The 17,382-nt window shown below is 66.6% G+C and carries 18 protein-coding genes; 14 read left to right on the top strand and 4 right to left on the bottom strand.

Features of this window, described 5'->3' with window-relative positions; genetic code table 11:
* Positions 1 to 60: 60 nt before the first annotated feature.
* A complete protein-coding gene (locus C7401_RS41060) occupies positions 61 to 603 on the top strand; it encodes a GNAT family N-acetyltransferase (protein WP_112177796.1) in 543 nt (180 codons plus the stop codon).
* Positions 604 to 655: 52 nt separating this feature from the next.
* On the opposite strand, the gene C7401_RS41055 is transcribed toward C7401_RS41060, so the two are convergent.
* Complete coding sequence (locus tag C7401_RS41055; RefSeq protein WP_112177778.1) at positions 656 to 1,546, bottom strand: LysR family transcriptional regulator; 891 nt, start codon at positions 1,544 to 1,546, stop codon at positions 656 to 658.
* A gap of 138 nt (positions 1,547 to 1,684) precedes the next feature.
* Here C7401_RS41055 and tam point away from each other — a divergent pair, with 138 nt between their 5' ends.
* From tam to kch, 3 genes are all read left to right on the top strand, one after another.
* The gene (tam, locus tag C7401_RS41050) at positions 1,685 to 2,497 is read left to right on the top strand and encodes a trans-aconitate 2-methyltransferase (RefSeq protein ID WP_112177777.1); all 813 of its coding nucleotides are present in this window, start codon (positions 1,685 to 1,687) and stop codon (positions 2,495 to 2,497) included.
* 82 nt (positions 2,498 to 2,579) lie between these two features.
* The gene (locus C7401_RS41045; RefSeq protein ID WP_112177776.1) at positions 2,580 to 3,452 is read left to right on the top strand and encodes a mechanosensitive ion channel family protein; all 873 of its coding nucleotides are present in this window, start codon (positions 2,580 to 2,582) and stop codon (positions 3,450 to 3,452) included.
* On the top strand, positions 3,449 to 4,630 hold the full coding sequence (gene kch / locus C7401_RS41040; RefSeq protein WP_112177775.1) for a voltage-gated potassium channel protein: 1,182 nt from the start codon (positions 3,449 to 3,451) through the stop codon (positions 4,628 to 4,630). The genes C7401_RS41045 and kch overlap by 4 nt, the downstream gene beginning before the upstream one ends.
* Positions 4,631 to 4,644: 14 nt before the next feature.
* On the opposite strand, the gene C7401_RS41035 is transcribed toward kch, so the two are convergent.
* Positions 4,645 to 5,214, bottom strand: coding sequence for a putative glycolipid-binding domain-containing protein (locus C7401_RS41035; protein ID WP_112177774.1), 570 nt, complete (start codon positions 5,212 to 5,214; stop codon positions 4,645 to 4,647).
* Positions 5,215 to 5,414: 200 nt separating this feature from the next.
* Here C7401_RS41035 and C7401_RS41030 point away from each other — a divergent pair, with 200 nt between their 5' ends.
* The 7 genes from C7401_RS41030 (at position 5,415) to C7401_RS41005 (ending at position 11,337) form a co-directional block, all read left to right on the top strand.
* Complete coding sequence (locus C7401_RS41030) at positions 5,415 to 6,389, top strand: urea transporter (protein WP_112177773.1); 975 nt, start codon at positions 5,415 to 5,417, stop codon at positions 6,387 to 6,389.
* A gap of 40 nt (positions 6,390 to 6,429) precedes the next feature.
* Positions 6,430 to 7,206 (top strand): class II aldolase/adducin family protein, encoded by a 777-nt coding sequence (locus C7401_RS41025; RefSeq protein WP_112177772.1) that lies wholly within the window; start codon positions 6,430 to 6,432, stop codon positions 7,204 to 7,206.
* Complete coding sequence (locus C7401_RS41020; protein ID WP_258397429.1) at positions 7,203 to 7,439, top strand: 4-oxalocrotonate tautomerase; 237 nt, start codon at positions 7,203 to 7,205, stop codon at positions 7,437 to 7,439. Before C7401_RS41025 ends, C7401_RS41020 begins: the two co-directional genes overlap by 4 nt.
* Before the next feature lie 413 nt (positions 7,440 to 7,852).
* Complete coding sequence (locus C7401_RS41015; RefSeq protein ID WP_112177770.1) at positions 7,853 to 9,319, top strand: cytochrome ubiquinol oxidase subunit I; 1,467 nt, start codon at positions 7,853 to 7,855, stop codon at positions 9,317 to 9,319.
* A gap of 37 nt (positions 9,320 to 9,356) precedes the next feature.
* The gene (gene cydB / locus C7401_RS41010) at positions 9,357 to 10,361 is read left to right on the top strand and encodes a cytochrome d ubiquinol oxidase subunit II (RefSeq protein ID WP_112177769.1); all 1,005 of its coding nucleotides are present in this window, start codon (positions 9,357 to 9,359) and stop codon (positions 10,359 to 10,361) included.
* Positions 10,336 to 10,485, top strand: coding sequence for a hypothetical protein (locus C7401_RS45255; protein WP_165841867.1), 150 nt, complete (start codon positions 10,336 to 10,338; stop codon positions 10,483 to 10,485). Before cydB ends, C7401_RS45255 begins: the two co-directional genes overlap by 26 nt.
* Positions 10,486 to 10,557: 72 nt before the next feature.
* On the top strand, positions 10,558 to 11,337 hold the full coding sequence (locus C7401_RS41005) for a hypothetical protein (protein ID WP_112177768.1): 780 nt from the start codon (positions 10,558 to 10,560) through the stop codon (positions 11,335 to 11,337).
* Positions 11,338 to 11,359: 22 nt separating this feature from the next.
* Here C7401_RS41005 and C7401_RS41000 read toward each other — a convergent pair whose 3' ends face one another.
* Together C7401_RS41000 and C7401_RS40995 are read right to left on the bottom strand one after the other, a co-directional pair.
* On the bottom strand, positions 11,360 to 12,049 hold the full coding sequence (locus C7401_RS41000) for a methyltransferase family protein (protein WP_112177767.1): 690 nt from the start codon (positions 12,047 to 12,049) through the stop codon (positions 11,360 to 11,362).
* Positions 12,050 to 12,094: 45 nt separating this feature from the next.
* Positions 12,095 to 12,955, bottom strand: coding sequence for an arylamine N-acetyltransferase family protein (locus tag C7401_RS40995; RefSeq protein WP_112177795.1), 861 nt, complete (start codon positions 12,953 to 12,955; stop codon positions 12,095 to 12,097).
* Between the two features lie 308 nt (positions 12,956 to 13,263).
* Here C7401_RS40995 and C7401_RS40990 point away from each other — a divergent pair, with 308 nt between their 5' ends.
* The 3 genes from C7401_RS40990 to efeB all read left to right on the top strand — a co-directional run bounded on the left by C7401_RS40990 (position 13,264) and on the right by efeB (position 17,371).
* The gene (locus C7401_RS40990; RefSeq protein WP_112177766.1) at positions 13,264 to 14,778 is read left to right on the top strand and encodes a carbohydrate porin; all 1,515 of its coding nucleotides are present in this window, start codon (positions 13,264 to 13,266) and stop codon (positions 14,776 to 14,778) included.
* 122 nt (positions 14,779 to 14,900) lie between these two features.
* A complete protein-coding gene (locus C7401_RS40985) occupies positions 14,901 to 16,061 on the top strand; it encodes an NHL repeat-containing protein (RefSeq protein ID WP_258397428.1) in 1,161 nt (386 codons plus the stop codon).
* Positions 16,062 to 16,063: 2 nt separating this feature from the next.
* Complete coding sequence (efeB, locus tag C7401_RS40980; protein WP_112177765.1) at positions 16,064 to 17,371, top strand: iron uptake transporter deferrochelatase/peroxidase subunit; 1,308 nt, start codon at positions 16,064 to 16,066, stop codon at positions 17,369 to 17,371.
* The last annotated feature ends 11 nt before the right edge of the window (positions 17,372 to 17,382 follow it).

Here is a 17,382-nt window from a genome sequence, read left to right as displayed (position 1 = left end):
CAAGGCATAGTGAAGGATGCACACCGCCTTCCCGAGCGCCTTCGCGCCTCGCTCAAAACGATGACCTCACAACCCGCCGCACCGGCGCTCGTGCGCGACGCCACCCCCGCCGACTTTCCCGCCATCGCCGCGATCTACGCGCACCACGTGCTGCATGGCTCGGCGTCGTTCGAGGAAACGCCGCCCTCGCTCGACGAGCTGCTGCGCCGCCATGCCGCCGTGCGCGAGCACGGCTTGCCCTGGCTCGTCGCCGAGATCGACTCCCGCGTCGCGGGCTATTGCTATGCCACGCCCTACCGCCCGCGCCCGGCCTACCGTTACGCCGTTGAAGACTCGATCTATATCGACGAGACCTTTCGCGGCCGGGGCCTCGGGCACACGCTGCTCGACGCGCTGATCGCGCGCTGCGAGGCGGGCCCCTGGCGGCAGATGATCGCCGTGGTGGCCGACCCGAAAGGCGGCTCGCTCAAGCTGCACGAACGCCTCGGCTTCGAGCTCGTCGGCACCTTGCGCGCCGTTGGCTTCAAGCACGGCGCATGGCGCGACACGACGCTCATGCAGCGTACGCTGGGCGAAGGCGCAGGAACCTCGCCGCAAGACTGACGCACGCATGCGCGGCCACCCGCTGCGCCGCCCACCTCGTTCGGATACCTGATTATCTTGGCGCCTGCGCGAGCAACATGTCGTAGAGCGCCTTGGCCGCGGGCGAAAGATGCGCGGACTTGCGCTTCACGAGCACGAGCGTGCGCGACACCGCCGGCTCGACCAGCTCGATCACGCGCACCATGGGAAACACGTCCTTCTGAACGGCAAGACGCGGCACGACCGCCGCGCCCAGCCCCTCCGCAACCAGCCCGAGCGCCGTTGAACTGCGCTGCACCTCGTAGAACGAGCGCAGGCTGATGCCGTTCGTTTCGAGTGCGATGTCGAGCAAGCCGCGATTCGCACTCACCTCACCCGCGAAAATCAGCGCATGCTCGGTGAGCGCCGTCCATTTGACGCGCCGCCGCTTCGCCAGCGGATGATCGTCGCGGCAGGCCAGCACGTAGGGATCGGTCGTCAACGGCTCGCTGCTGAGTTCCGGATGCTGATCGCCGGCCACGCTGATGCCGAACTCCGCCTCGCGCCGCAACACGGCCGCGAGCACCGAAGCCGACGCGTGATCGAGTATGCGCACCCGGTCGTGCGGACGGTGCTGCGAAAAGAGCCGCAGCACGCGCGGCAGATACTGCACGCCCACGGTCGGCACGCACGCGATCGACACGTCGCCGCGCTGGCTCATGCCGGTCTCGCGAATTTCCGTGAGCGCGTCGGCAAGCTCGCCCAGCAGTCGCCGCGCCTGTGGCAGGAAGCGCTCGCCGATCTCGGTCAAGGCACAGTGGCGCGTGGTGCGCTCGACCAGCACGACGCCAAGAAACGATTCGAGCTTGCGCAAGCGTTGCGTGACAGCGGTTTGCGTGACGTTGAGCATTTGCGCCGCTTGCCGGAAGCTGCCGCCCTCCGCGATGGCGACGAAGGCCTGCACGCCGAGTGTGTCGATTTTCATCAGAATTTTGAATCAATCATCGAACTTATTTCATTTTACTGATTTCCGGTCGGCGCGCAGAATGCCCGCGATGGATTGACCACGAAGCCCGCCCCGGCGAAGTGAAGCGAACCGGAGCAAGCCCGAAAGGAGGAACCGATGACGACCAGCGAAACCAGAGAGACCACGAACCGCGACGGCTACGCGAAGCAATATGTGCAGTTCGAGCGCGAGCGCACGCGCCCGGTGCGAGACCTGCTCGCCGCCGTGCCCGCCACGCGCATCGAAACCGCCATCGACATTGGCTGCGGGCCGGGCAATTCCACCGAACTGCTCGTGGCGCACGCGAGCGGCGCGCAGGTCAGCGGACTCGACGCCTCCGCGGACATGCTCGACGCCGCGCGCGAACGCCTGCCCGCGCTGCGCTTCGAGCATGCGGACATCGCCGCGTGGAGCGAGGGCGGCGGCGAGCGCGCGTACGACCTGATGCTTGCGAACGCCGTGCTGCAATGGCTGCCCGATCACGACACCCTGTTCCCGCAACTCGTCGGCCGTCTCGCACCGGGCGGGCATCTCGCCGTCCAGATGCCCGACAATCTCGATGAACCCGCGCATCGTCTGCTGCGCGAGATCGCCGCCGCGGGGCCGTGGGCGCAAAAGCTCAAGGGCGTGGAGCGCTCGGCGCGCTTCGACGCGCGCCACTACTACGCCTTGCTCGCCCCGCTGTGCGCCCGCGTGGACGTGTGGCGCACGACCTACCATCACCCGCTCGCGGGCGGCGCCGACGCCGTGGTCGAGTGGTTCAAGGGCAGCGCGCTGCGGCCCTTTCTGGCCGCGCTCGATAGCGAAGCCGAGCGCCGCGCGTTCACGGCGCGCTATCGCGAAGCCATCGGCGAGGCGTATCCCGCGTTCGCGGACGGCACCGTGCTGCTGCCGTTTCCGCGCCTCTTCATCGTGGCGACGAAGCGCTAGCGGGGCCGCCGCGCCCTTACAATAGGTCCTCCCGGCGCGTTGGCCGCGCGCCGGCGCCACTGACTTTGAGGACCTCGCGCCCATGCAATCGCTACTCGTTCACCTACATCCTGCCAACTGGAGCTTCCTGTGGGACGCGCTCTCCGCATTGGCGCTGCGCCTGTGCGCGGCCGCGGCGATCCTCTGGTTCGGCTGGTGGTTCAGCCGGCGCGTGGCCAACTGGATCGGACGGCGCGGCGGCAGCATCGACCCCACGCTGCGCCCGATCGTGCGCGACACGGCCGTGTGGGGCGTGCGCCTCGTCGCCGTGATCGGCGCGCTCTCGCAGATCGGCATCCAGACCGCCAGCATCGTCGCGGTGCTGGGCGCGGCCGGTCTCGCCATCGGTCTCGCGCTGCAAGGCACGCTCCAGAACATCGCGGCCGGCATCATGCTGTTGCTGCTGCGCCCGTTCAAGGTGGGCGACTATATCGACGGCGGCGGAGGCAACGTCGCGGGCACGGTGGAGGAAGTGAACCTCTTCACCACGCGCCTCACGAAACCCGACGGCATCTGCGAATACGTGCCGAACAGCGCGCTGTGGAGCAACTCGATCCGCAACTACAGCCGCAACCCCACGCGCCGCCTCGATCTCGAAGTGGAAGTGTCGGTGCGCGACGACGTGAACCGTGCCATCGACGCGCTGCGCGCGCTCGCCGCCGCCGACCCGCGCGTGCTCGCCTCGCCCGCGCCGCAGGTGATGGTGAGCCGCTTCGACGACAGCACGGCCGTGCTCAACGTGCGCGTGTGGTCGAACATCGACACGTTCTGGGACATGCGCTGGGAACTCTCGCGCCTGGTGCGCCAGGCGCTCAATGACGCGCAGTGCTCGCTGCCGCTGCGCACGCGCGAACTGCATATCGTGCAGACGCCAACGCCCGGCGAGCCGCAACCGGCGCAACACGCGCAGCAATGAAGACATTCGTCCGCCGCGTGCGCGGCCAGGCCCGCGCGATCGTGCCGCATGGCTACCTGGCCTTGCTGCTGGTGATCGACGGCCTGATGCTGGTGCGCCCGGTCGCGCAGAAAGCGCTGGAGCACGCGCGCGGCAACTGGTTCGACGACTGGATCACGCTCATCAACGCGTTCGGTGTGCTCGCGTTGCCGCAGGCGCTCGTGGCCACCGGCCTCACGATGATGTCGTTCGGCATCGCGCTGCGCGCGCGCGTGGCGTGGGTGCTCTCGCTCGTGCTGCTCGCGGGCGCGGCCAGCATCTGCCTGTGGGGCGATTATCGCAACCACGCGCTCGCGGCCTACTCGCTCGTCCTCGCCTGCGCGCTCATCTACTACTGGCGCCGCTTCGATCGCGCAAGCGTCGCAGTGGGCTCCTTGTTCGCATTCCTGAGCATTGGCTCGTTGCTCGTCTATGCGGTGTTCGGCGCGCTGTATCTGGGCGACGACTTCCAGCCGCCGATCCACAATCTCGTCACGGCGTTCTACTTCTCGATTGTGTCGATGTCCACGGTCGGCTATGGCGATATCGTGCCGCACTCGGACACTGCGCGGCTTTTCACGGCCTCGATCATCGTGCTCGGCATCACCGTGTTCGCCACGTCGATCAGCGCCGTGATCGGCCCCGTGATCGGCGGCCATCTCAAACGCATCGTGAAGGGAGGCATCTCCAACGTGACCCGCAAGAACCACTATCTGATCGTCGGCGCCTCGCCGCTCGCGCATAGCGTGTACGCGGGACTCATCAAGCGCGGCTATGCCGCGACCGTAGTTCTCGCGCCCAATACGCCGCACAACTACCCGGCGCAGGCGGACCTCATCATCGGCGACGCGAGCGACACCGCCACGCTGCACCAGGCAGGCGCGGAAACCGCGCTCGCCGCGCTCGCGCTGCGCTCGGACGACGCCGAGAACGCCTTCGTGATTCTCGCGCTCAAGGAACTCGCGCCGAAGGTGCGCACCGTGGCGCTTGTGAACGACAGCCGCAATCTGCAAAGACTGCGGCTCCTGCAACCCGACATGGTGTTCTCGCCGCAACTGCTCGCGGGCGAGTTGCTCGCGCGCACGCTCAATAACGAAACTATCGACAACACGCTCATCGAACAACTGCTGTTCGGCAAGAGCACGGGCGGCGCGGCCTGAGCGCCACGCGCGCTTTAACGCGGCTGCGGCGGCAGGCGCCGGAACAATGTGGGGTAGTCGATCACGAGGCCGTCCTCGTCCACGCGCAGGTTCGCCGTGAAGTCACGGAAGATGCCCTCGTAGCGGTACTCGCGCTCGGGCTCGATGCAGACGTAGGCCTGCTCGACGGGCCGCGCTTCGAGTTCGGGCGCGGCGATGTACACCACGCAGATGGGCCTGCGCTCACCGCGTTCGAGGCCCAGCCGCCGGATGGGCAGCGTGTTCGTGAAGGGCGTCGCGGCGATGTCGATATCGATGCAGCCGTCGAGCGCATCGAGCGCGCGGCCTTCGCCGTCACGCCAATGACCCTCGCCGTCGCCGTGGAGCACGAGCGTGCGGCCGCCCATCACGCGCAGCGCCGCCCAGGTCACGCGCCAGCGCGCGTCGCATTCGATCGCATAGCACAGGCCGTAGGACTTGCCATAGCGCTCGCCCACGACCACGCTTTCCACGCGGATCACGTCGCCATTCGGACCGTGACGGGCGTCGAACGACAGATGCTCGATGCCCTCGCCTGTTTCGGATGCCCAACGCACTTCACGCATCGTTCGTCTCCTGTTTCATGCGACGCCGTGGCCACGGTAATCGCCGGGCGTCTATCGTAGCGCGGCGGGAAAATTCGGTGCGTCCATGCGGCGGGCGCAGGCGCGCGCCCAAATAGCGACTATCAACGCCCAAGCATGCGCGAAGCGGCTCGCATCGCCTATGCTCGCCACTTCAACCGGCCGTCCGCCACGCTTTCGCCATGCCCGCGCATTCCTCCGCCCATTCCCGCGCCGCCGCTCATTCCGCCGCTCAGTCCGCCGCTCACTCGGCCGCTTTAGGCGCGCTGCTGCGCAGCCTCGGTCAGGTCGTCCTGCAAGCGCACGCCGGCACGGGCGCCTGCCTGCTCGCGGCGCTCGCGCTCACTGACCTGCGGCTCGCCTGTGCCGCGCTGCTCGGCGCCACGGCGGCCAACGTCTGCGCAAGCGTGGCGGGCCACGCCGAAGCGGCGATCCACGACGGCCTCGCGGGCTACAACGGCGCACTCGCCGCGCTTGCCGCGTTCACCTTCATCGGCGACGCGGCCACGGCGGCGGCTGTCGCGCTGATCGCGGGCGGCGCGAGCGCGTGGATCGCCGGGCCGTTGAGCCGCCGCCTCTTGCACGCGCGGCTCGGCCTGTATTCCGCGCCCTGCCTCATCGCCACGTGGATCTGGCTGCCGCTGCATCCGGGCCAGGCGCCGCTCGCGGCCAATGCCACCCATGCCGCCAACGCCGTCGCGTCCCTCGATCCGCATGGCGCGCCGTTCGCGCTGGCCGCACAGGCCGCAACCGGCTTGTTGGGCGGCCTCGCGCAAACCACCTTCGCGTCGGGCGCGGCGGCGGGCCTGTGCGTGCTCGCGGGCATTGCCTGGTCGTCGCGCCGCGCGGCGGCCTACGCGCTGGGCGGCGCGGCGCTCGCCGGCGCGCTCGAACTCGCGTGCGGCGCAACGCCGGACGCCTTCGTCGCGGGCCTCGCGGGCTTCAACGGCGCGCTCGCCGCGCTTGCCGTCTGCGCGCTCGGCACACGCGCCGCGTTCTGTGCGACCATGCTCGCGGCGGCCTTGCATCTGGCCGCCGCGAGCTGCGGATTGCCCGCGCTCACCGCGCCGTTCGTGCTGGCAAGCTGGATCGTGCACGCCCTGGCGCGACGCCCGCGCCCGGCGCCCGCTTCGTCCAAAGCGCCCAATGTTCAATGAGGTTCACTGAGGTCCGCCGAAGTCCGCTGAAGGAATCGCCATGTCATTCACTCATCGCCCGACGGGCACCAGCGCCGAAACCGCGCCGCGCTCGGCCGCCGAACAGCTACTGCGCGTCGATCTCGCCGCCGCCTATCGCCTCATCGCGCTCAACGGCTGGGACGACCTCATCTACACGCACGTCTCCGCCGCCGTGCCCGGCGAACCGGACCGCTTTCTCATCAATCCGTTCGGCCTCGCCTTCGACGAAGTGCGCGCCTCGAACCTAGTGAAGATCGACACGCAGGGCCGCATCGTCGGCGAAAGCGAGCATCCCGTGAACGCCACCGGCTTCGCGCTGCACGCGGCCGTGCATCTCGCGCGGCCCGACACCGTGTGCGTGATGCATCTGCACAATACGGCGGGCATTGCCGTGTCGATCCAGCGCGACGGCCTGCTGCCCGCCTCGCAGCATGCGCTGCGCTTTTATGGCGAACTGGCCTCGCACGACTACGAAGGCCTAGCCTTCACGCCCGCCGAAGGCGCGCGCCTCACCGCCAGCCTCGGCGCCAATTCCGCCATGCTGCTGCGCAATCACGGCACGCTCACGGCCGGCCGCACGGTTGCCGAGGCCTATGTGTTGATGGCCACGCTCATCAAGGCCTGCGAGATCCAGTTGCAGGCGCAGGCGGGCGGCGTGCCGCTCGTGTTGCCGCCGCCCGAAGTGGCCGCGCGCACCGCCGAACAATTGCGCGACGGCGGCGCCATCGAAGGCGAGCTCGAATGGCCCGCGCTGCTGCGCAAGCTCGACCGCCTCGATGCGTCGTACCGCGAATGACTTCTTCCCTGAATCGCAGTCCGAACTTTTCTACAGGAGACCACATGCCCACTTTCCACATCGAGATGTTCGAAGGCCGCAGCGTCGAACAGAAGCGCCAGCTCGCCGCCGCATTGACCGACACCACCTGCAAGGTGCTGGGCGTCGAACCCCAATCCGTCGACATCATCTTTCACGACGTGAAGCCCGAGAACTGGGCGACGGCGGGCAAACTGTGGAGCGACCCGCGCTGATATTCCCACTTCCATCGGATTCCTTACTTTCCATGATTTCCGCTTTGTCGCGCCCCATCTACGCGCGGCAAAGCGCGCCCGCCTACACCCCACACGATTCGTTCGCACCCCGCACCGAGGCGGATTGCCGCACCCCATGCGGCAGCGCGGTGTATTGACGCAGAGAACGCCCACCCGCGCAACCTCGCCATACAACGAGCGTTTAATCTAAATTGATTTTTATCAACGCCTTAGCGCACGTTTTCGTCGAATAGCGATTGACCGATGCGACACGCTGGCACACGTCGCAGTGCAGCAAAACTTCCGCCGTTCCCCTACGCTTACGTCCATCGCACGCAAGCTCAGCGCCCCCACTGTGTAGCCGTGCGACGTTTTCCCGGTATTTCCCCGGTAAGCACGCAACAGGCACGCACATGCACACGTCAATATCCGCCTTCGACCTGGCCCGGCTGCAATTCGCCTTCACTGTCTCGTTTCATATCGTCTTTCCGGCGCTTTCCATCGGCCTCGCGAGCTTTATCGCGGTGCTGGAGGGCTGCTGGCTCAAAACGCGCAAGCCGTTCTACAAGGATCTTTGCCTGTTCTGGTCGAAGGTCTTTGCCGTCGCCTTCGGCATGGGCGTCGTTTCCGGCGTCGTCATGGCCTACCAGTTCGGCACCAACTGGTCGGGCTTCTCGTCGTTCGCCGGTCCCGTCACCGGCCCGCTGCTGATGTACGAGGTCATGACCGCGTTCTTCCTCGAAGCGGGCTTCCTCGGCATCATGCTGTTCGGCTGGAACCGCGTGAGCCCGCGCGCCCACTACGGCGCAACGCTGATGGTCGCCATCGGCACGCTCATCTCCACGTTCTGGATCCTCGCCTCCAATAGCTGGATGCAAACGCCGCAAGGCTTCGAGATCGTAAACGGCCACGTGGTGCCGACCGACTGGTTCAAGATCATCTTCAACCCGTCGTTCCCGTACCGCCTCGCGCACATGGCAATCGCTGCCTTCATCGTCGCCGCGCTCGTGGTGGCGGCGACCGGCGCGTGGCATCTGCTCAAGGGCCGGCGCGACCCCGCCGTGAAGAAGATGTTCGCGATGGCGCTCGGCCTGCTGCTCGTGCTCGCGCCGGTGCAGGCTTTCGTAGGCGACGCCCACGGCCTGAACACGCGCGAATACCAGCCCGCCAAGATCGCCGCGATCGAAGGCCTCTGGGACACCGAACAGGGCGGCACCGCGCTCAATCTCTTCGGCATTCCCGACATGCAGGCGGAAACGACACGCTACGCCGTGTCGGTCCCCCACCTCGGCAGCCTGATCCTCACGCATAGCTGGGACGGCGAGATCAAAGGTCTCAAGTCGTTCCCCGCCGACGAGCGGCCCAACTCCACGCTGCTGTTCTGGAGCTTCCGCGTCATGGTCGGCTTAGGTCTCCTGATGATTGCGCTCGGCGTGATCGGCTGGGTGCTGCGCCGTCGCGGCACGCTCTACGAATCGCGCGGCTTCCAGCGCTTCGCACTCGTCATGGGTCCGACCGGCTTCATCACGCTGCTCGCGGGCTGGGTCACGACCGAGGCCGGCCGCCAGCCCTGGGTGGTCTATGGCGTGATGCGCACGGCGCAGGCGGTTTCGCCGCTCACGGCGCAACAAGTGGGCATTTCGCTGATGGCGTTCGTGGCCGTGTACTTCCTCGTGTTCGGCACGGGCATCTATTACCTGCTCAAGCTGCTGCACAAGGGCCCCGCGTTGCCGGGCGACGGATCGCACAAGCCGCACGAGCCGCACGAGCCGCACGAACCGCATCGGCCGGAGGAGCCGCGCATCGCGCACCCGGCGCTCGCCGCGAACCAGACCGCGCGCCGCCCCATGTCCGCCGCCGATCAGCTGATCGACGCCTGACGCTCCCCGCATTCATCGTTACGAGGCTAGCAAGCAAATGGATGTCACCGTCATCTGGGCCGCGATCATCGCGCTCGGCGTTCTTCTCTACGTGGTGCTGGACGGCTTCGATCTGGGCATCGGCATCGTGTTTCCGCTCTTTCCCGACGAGGAGGAGCGCGACCTCATGATGAACACGGTCGCCCCCGTGTGGGACGGCAACGAGACCTGGCTCGTGCTCGGCGGCGCGGGACTCTTCGCCGTGTTCCCGGTGGTCTACTCGACCGTGCTTTCCGCGCTTTATCTGCCGCTCGTGTTCATGCTCGCGTGCCTGATCTTCCGCGGCGTGTCGTTCGAGATCCGCGCCAAGGCCAATCGCACAAAGCACCTCTGGGACCTCGCGTTCATCGGCGGCTCGACGGGCGCGGCGTTCTTCCAGGGCGTCGCGCTGGGCGCCTTCCTGCAAGGCATTCCGATGGACGACGGCCGTTTCGCGGGCGACGCCTTCGGCTGGCTCACGCCGTTCACCTTGCTCTCGGGCTTCGGTCTCGTCGCCACCTATGCGCTGCTCGGCAGTTGCTGGCTCGTGGCCAAGACCGAAGGCGACCTGCAACGCCGCCTGCACAAGCTCGTGTGGCCGCTCACGGTCATGCTGCTCGGTTTCATCGCGCTCGTGAGCCTGTGGACGCCGCTGCAAGACCCGTCCATCGCCGACCGCTGGTTCCGCTCAGGTCTGTTCTGGCGTCTCGCTCCGGTGCCGCTGCTCGTGGTCGCCTGCGCCGTGTGGATGCGCTGGGCCGTGCGCGCGCGCCATCACAAGACGCCGTTCATGGCCGCGATCGGCCTCGTGCTGCTCGGCTACGCGGGCCTGCTCGTGAGCCTGTGGCCGTATGCGATTCCGCAGGGCCTCACGCTGTGGGAGGCGGCCGCGCCGCGCGAAAGCCAGGTGTTCACGCTCGCGGGCGCCGCGTTCATTCTGCCCATCATCGTCGCGTACACGATACTGGGTTACTGGGTCTTTAGAGGCAAGGTGCGTCATGGCGACTCCCACCACTACCACTGAACGGCGCACGCTGCCGGGCTGGCTCTGGTTCGTACTCCTCTGGTGTGCGGGCGTGGGCGCGGCGATGTCGCTCGGCTTCGCGTTCAAGATTCTGATGAATCTCACGCTCTTCGCCGTGAAATGAGCGACGGCCGCGCGCCCGATTCCGCCGCTTCGCGTTAGACTGCCGGTTGTCTGTAATTCGAGTGAAAGCGACATGCAACCGATGACCTTCATGGAATGCGTCAAGCGCGCGTGGGCGAGCGCCTGGCAGGCCGCCACGCAAATGCCGCTGCTCGTGGCCGGCACCTTCGTGGCCTACGCGGCGCTAGGCTGGTTCGGGCTGGCAGGCCGGCCCGTGCCGACCGAAGGCGTCGCGCCTTCCGCAGGCCTCGTCGCGCTCGGCAATCTCGCCTCGCTCCTGAATTCGCTCATCTACCTGTGGTTCACGCTCAAGGTCTCGCGCTTCGTGCTGCTGGGCGAGCGCACCACGCCGCTCATGCCCGCCGGGGCCAGGCCCTTCCTGCGCATTTTCGCGGTCGGCCTCATTCTCGTGGTCGTGCTCGGCGCCATCGCGCTCGCGCTGTGGTTCGTGCTGCGCCCGCAGTACCAGGGCGGTGCGACCTTCCTCATGCTGATCGTGAGCGCCGTGTGGATTTTCGTGGCGGTGCGCCTCTCGCTGCTCTTCCCGGCGCTCTCCATCGGCAGCCGCATCGACTTCCGCGCCGCATGGCGCGACAGCCACGGGCACTTCTGGAGCTTGTTCGGCGTGACGCTCGTGGCGGCGCTGCCGATCGCCGTGTGCGGCATCGTCGTTCTGATCGGCATGGGCCTCGCGGGCGTCTCGCCCGAGATCGTGCAGAAGCCCGGCTGGCTCACGGCGCTCGCGATCGGCCAGAGCGTGGCGAACGTCGTGTTCGCGCTCGTCACCACGACCGCGCTGGCGTGGCTTTATCGCCGTTATGCGGACACGTTGACCAAGCCCGCCGCGCCCTAACCCCTCGCACTGATCCCGCGCTTCACCACACGCCCGGCACGAAGCGATAGCGCACGCGCGCGAGATATTCGCTGTAGCCGGGCAGTTTCTCAACGAGCGTACGCTCCTCGCGCACGGCGCGATAGGCCAGCGCCCCTACCATGAAGGGCACGCAGGCGAGCCCCCACCACGAGCCGAGCATGAGCGGCGTGCCAACCAGAAAGAGCAGCGCGAAGCCATACATCGGATGGCGCACGTAGGCGTACGGGCCGCTGTCGCTGACCCTATGCCCGCGCTCGCTCTGGATCTTCACCACCGGCGCCGCAAAGCGGTTCGCCGCGAACACGGCGCGCGTCGCGTAGATATCGACGAAGATGGCGATGGCGCCCAGCACGCCGAGCCAAAGCGGCACATCGGACCAGTCCTTGCGCACCGCGTCGACGCCCATCAGGCAAAGCCACGCGCAAAAGCCCACCGCCACGCACAGCATGAACACGCGGTCCCACGGCTGCTGCTCGCGTTGCGCGATCGGCGCGAGGCGCTCGGCAAGCAGACCCGGATCTTCGCGCGCGAGCCACATGCCGATCGACACACCGCACGCGGCCCATTCGAGCAGCCAGAGCCAGGCCGCCGTCCACGCCAGCGTGCCCGCCGAGCCGAACAACAACACGCCCATCAACCCGAACCAGAGCACGACCTGGAACAACAGCTTCCTGATGAGCGGCTGCATCATGATGCCCTCCTTGCGCGCGCTCGCGGCAATGCTGCGCGCCTCGCGCTACTCGCCTTGCGGCTTGATGCGCGCGTATAGCGCCGCGGCGTCGAAGCGCTGCGCCGCGTCGCCACGCGCGAGATCGATGCCGAAGCGTTCGCGCAGACATTGCGCGAGTTCTTCGCCATTCCTGATCGTACGCTCCTCGGTCACGTTGCCTTGCGCGTCGCGCTCGGTGAAGGACTCGTTGAACAGGATCGCGCGTCCGCCCTCACGCGCCATGCAGGCGATCAGGCTGAATGTGAAGAACGAATCGGGCGCGGTCGATGTGTACCAGTTCGCCACTTCGTAATCCACCCACTCCGCCGCTGTGGATTCGAAGCGATACACGTCGAACCACTTCTCGCCGTCGAACAGTTCGAGCTTGCGCTGTTGCTCCGGCAGCGTCACGAGACGCGCCGGCTCATGCGGCGTTGACTGCACGGCTTCGGTCGAGAGCGAAAGCGGCGTGCACAAGGTCGCGCCGCCGAAGCCGACATCCACGAGCCATTCATCGCCTTCGGCCTGCACGCGCAGCAGCATGTGCGTGCGCGGCGTGCTCGCACCCGGTTCGCGGCCGTACAGCACGCGCGCGGCGAGCGTCGTCACCGCAAAGCCCAGTTTCATGAGCACGTGAGCGAACAAGGTGTTGTGCTCGAAACAGTAGCCGCCGCGCCGCTGAGTGACGAGCTTCCCGACGATGTCCGGCAGCTTGATCGACACGCGCCGCCCGTCAAGCGGATCGAGATTTTCGAAAGGAATGGAAAGGGGATGAAGACGGTGCAGTTCGCGCAGCACGTCGAGCGTCGCGGCGCGCGGTCCTTCGTAACCGATGCGCGCGAAGTATGAGTCGAGATCGAGTTCGTAGCGTGTGGTGATGGCAGTCATGAAGCCCACTTTTTTGACGGAATGATCGATGAACGTTCGTTCACGCCCACGATGATAAGCGACTTCATTCGTCTGACTGTTTCATCGAAAACTGACTATCTGTAATGCTCGCGACGTAAGTCGATAGGCATTCGTAAGGATAACGATGACACAGCGTAAAACAGTTGAGAATCATTCTCGTTTTTGTTGACGCTTGTATTCCTGATTAGTACGATGGCGCCGTCTGGAGATGACGGGTATTCAGTGGCTTGCGAATAACTAACGCCGACGCGATCAATCACGCAATCATTCAATAAGTAAGGAATACGATGAATTCGACCCGCTCCGTCCGGGTGGCGGCGCCGGCCTGCTCGCGCAGCACGGCGCACGGCCGCCAGGCACATCGGCGCGTACCGGCGTTGCGCGCCATTGCGGCGTTTGCCGCCAGCGCGACATTCGCATGCAGTGCGGCTCACGCCCAAAGCAAAGCGAATGCGGACGCGGCGCCCGAAGCACCGGAAGCCGACCTCGCCATTCAGGCGCAGCCCTCGAACTTCTGGACCGGCTTCTGGACGCGCCAGAACATGCTCGGTGACATGGGCGGCCTGCGCCCGTGGCTCGGCAAATACGGCGTGACCTTCCAGCTCACGGAGACGAGCGAATACCTGGCCAACCTGCGCGGCGGCCTCAGGACCGGCGGTGCGTACGACGGCCTCACGACGGCGACGGTGCAGGTCGACACGAGCAAGGCGCTCGGCATTCAGGGCGGCCTCTTCAACGTGAGCGCCTTGCAGATTCACGGCACCAACCTGAGCACGTCGAACCTCGGCACGCTGAATACCGCCAGCGGTATCGAAGCCACGCCGACCACGCGCCTCTGGGAACTGTGGTACCAGCAGTCGTTTCTCGACAAGCGCCTTGACGTGAAGATCGGTCAGCAGAGTCTCGACCAGGAATTCATCGTGAGCCAGTACGGCGCGCTGTTCGTCAACACGATGTTCGGCTGGCCCGCGCTGCCCTCGTACGACATGCCCTCGGGCGGCCCGGCCTACCCGCTCGCCGGTCTTGGCGTGCGCGTGCGCGGGCAGATCACGCCTTCGCTCACGGCACTTGCCGGCGTGTTCGCAGGCGACCCGCTCGGCAACAATCCGGACAACCTTAGTGGTACGAACTTCAATCTGCATAACGGCACGTTGTGGATAGGCGAGTTGCAGTACGCCATCAACCAGCCGTCCGAAGGCGAGCTCGTCAGCGCAGACAACCACCGCCTGCCGGGCACCTACAAGATCGGCTTCTGGTACAACAACAATCCGTTTGCCGACCAGCGCTTCGACAACACCGGCCTCTCGCTCGCGAATCCGGCTTCGACCGGCGTTGCGGCACAGCATCAAGGCAACTACAGCATTTATGCCGTCGCCGACCAGATGATCTGGCGTCCCGACCCGGACGAGCCGCGCAGCATCGGCGTGTTCGCACGCGTGATGGGCGGGCCTGGCGACCGCAATCTCGTGAGTCTCGCCGCGAACCTCGGCATCGTGATGAAAGCGCCGTTCAAGGGCCGCGACAACGACAGCGTCGGACTTGCCGTCACCTATATCAAGGTCGGCAACAACGTGCACAACCTCGACCTCGACTCGCGCATGTTCCTCGGCGGTCCTTACGGTGTTCGCACGCAGGAAACCACGCTGGAAGCCACGTATCAGTATCAGGTCACGCCGTGGTGGCTCCTTCAGGCCGACGCGCAATACACGTTCAACGCGGGCGCGGGCCAGAACCCGCAAGACCCGGCAGCGCCGCTGCGCAACACGTTCGTGCTCGGCGTGCGGACCAACATCACGTTCTGAACGCGTACGCCGCGCCACGCCCAGGTTCCTCTCCCATGTCCAACCCCAAGTCCTCGCGCAACCCATGCAGCCTGAGCGCCGCGCCGCAAGCGCAGCGCTCTCGCGAGGCACGGAGATTCAGTATGAAACACGCTACGCGCACGCTCTTGCGATGCACGGCCCACGCCACCCGGGCCGCGCTCGGGCTCGCCGCCGCGGCCACGCTCGCAAGCGCCCCGCTCGCCGCTCGCGCCGACCAGTCGGGCCTGCTCGAAACGGTCAAGCATCACACCACGCTCATCAACACGGTGCCCGATAACGGCGACCAGAACCCGTACGCGATCTTCGTCGCGCCGGTGTCCTCCGGCACCGTGAAAGCAGGCGACGTGCTGGTGGACAACTTCAACAACGCGTCCAACCTGCAAGGCACCGGCAGCACGATCGTCGACTATCACCCGGACACGAAGCAGATGACGCTGTTTGCCTCGATTCCGCGCGACCTCAAGGAATGCCCCGGCGGCGTGGGCCTGTCAACCGCGATGACGATGCTCAAGTCGGGCTGGGTGATCGTGGGCAGCACGCCAAGCAACGACGGCACGACCGGCACCAAGGGCGCGGGCTGCATGATCGTGCTCGACAGCAATGGCAAGATTGCCAAGGTCATCAGCAGTCCGAACATCAATGATCCGTGGGGCAATATGGCCGTGGTCGACAACGGCGACCACGCGACGCTGTTCGTGAGCAACGCGGGCTTCGGCGTGGGCGGCGCGGACGGCACGCCGCCCGTGTTCAAGCAGGCCACGGTGCTGCGCCTCGACCTCGACATTCCGGGCGGCCAGGCGCCGGTCGTGAAAAGCGAAACGGTGGTCGCGAGCGGCTTTGGCGCGCAGGCCGACAAGGGCGTGTTCCTCGTCGGCCCGACCGGCCTCGCGCTCTCGGCGGACAACAAGCTGCTTTATGTGTCCGACGCGATCGGCAACCGCATCAACGTGATCGAAGATCCGCTCACGCGCGACACCAGCGCGGGCGTGGGCCGCCAGCTTACCGCCGACGGCCTGCTGCACCGCCCGCTCGCCATGATCGCCACGCCGCAGGGCCACCTGCTCGTGACGAACGCGTTGAACGGCCAGGTCGTCGAGATCGACCCGGTTGCGGCCAAACAGCTTTACGCGCGCTGGATCGATACCGACAAGGCGCAAACTCCTCCGGGCAACGGCGACCTGTTCGGCATCGCGCTGACCCCGGCTGGCGACGGCTTCTACTACGTGGAAGACGACGTGAATACCCTCGTGCTGGCTAAATAACCATGTCCTCCGACGATACCCCCAACACGCCATCGCGCCCCGCGCGGCGCGGCTTTCTGAAAGCCGGTGCCGCCCTGGGTGCCAGCGTAGGCGCCGGCCTCGGCGCAAGCAGCCTCGCCCAGGCCGCCGAAGCAAAGCACCATGCCATGGCCGCCGACCCGATGCTGGCCGTCGAGCCGTTCTACGGCGAGCACCAGGCCGGCATCGTGACGCCCCAGCAGGCGCACACCTATGTCGCTGCGTTCGACCTCACGACGACCTCGCGCGACGACGTGATCAACCTGCTGCGCAAGTGGACCGAGTCCGCCGCGCGCATGACCCAGGCGCAGCCCGCCGCGGCGCTCGACTACACCGGCGACGACCACCCCGCGCCCGACTCCGGCGACGTGCTCGGCCTCGGCCCGGCCGGGCTCACTGTGACGTTCGGCTTTGGCCCCGGCCTTTTCACTTCGCAGGAGAAGGACCGCTACGGCCTCGCGAGCAAGCGCCCGGCCGCGCTCGTCGATCTGCCGCGCTTCAACGGCGACCAGTTGATCGCGCAAAAGACCGGCGGCGACCTCTATGTCCAGGCCTGCGCCAACGACGCACAAGTGGCCTTTCACGCCGTGCGCCAGCTCGCGCGGCAAGGCTATGGCATCCTCACGATGCGTTGGGGCCAGGCGGGTTTTCTCTCGGGCCCGCGCGCGCAAACGCCGCGCAACCTCATGGGCTTCAAGGACGGCACCAACAATCCGCCGACCACGGACCCCAAGGCGATGAACCAGTTCGTCTGGGCCACGGCCGCCGACGCGCCGTGGATGCAAGGCGGCACGTATACGGTGGTGCGGCGTATCCGCATCACGCTGGAGCACTGGGACCAGATGGAACTGGGTTTCCAGGAACAGGTGTTCGGCCGCCACAAATACAGCGGCGCGCCCATCGGCCAGAAGAAGGAATTCGACAACGTCGATCTCGACGCGCAAGACAAGGACGGCAATCCGCTGATTCCCGAGAATTCGCACGTGCGCCTTTCGAACCGCGCGTCGAACAATGGGGCGCAGATCCTGCGCCGCTCGTACTCGTACAACGACAGCACGGACTTTTATATCGAGCGCTGGCCGCCGTGGCGTCAGGAAACCGAGTACGACGCGGGCCTGATCTTCGTCGCCCACCAGGGCGACCCGCGCACGGGCTTCATTCCCATCAATGAACGCCTCGCGAAGTTCGACATGATGAACCAGTTCACGACGCACGTGGGCAGCGCGATTTTCGCGTGCCCGCCCGGTGCGAAGCCGGGCTCGTTCATCGGCGCGGAACTGTTCAACGCCTGAGATTCATCGAT

It is taken from the genome of Paraburkholderia unamae (assembly GCF_003268775.1).
GTDB classification, from domain to species: Bacteria; Pseudomonadota; Gammaproteobacteria; order Burkholderiales; family Burkholderiaceae; genus Paraburkholderia; species Paraburkholderia unamae.
This window is presented reverse-complemented; position numbering and strand designations above follow the sequence as displayed.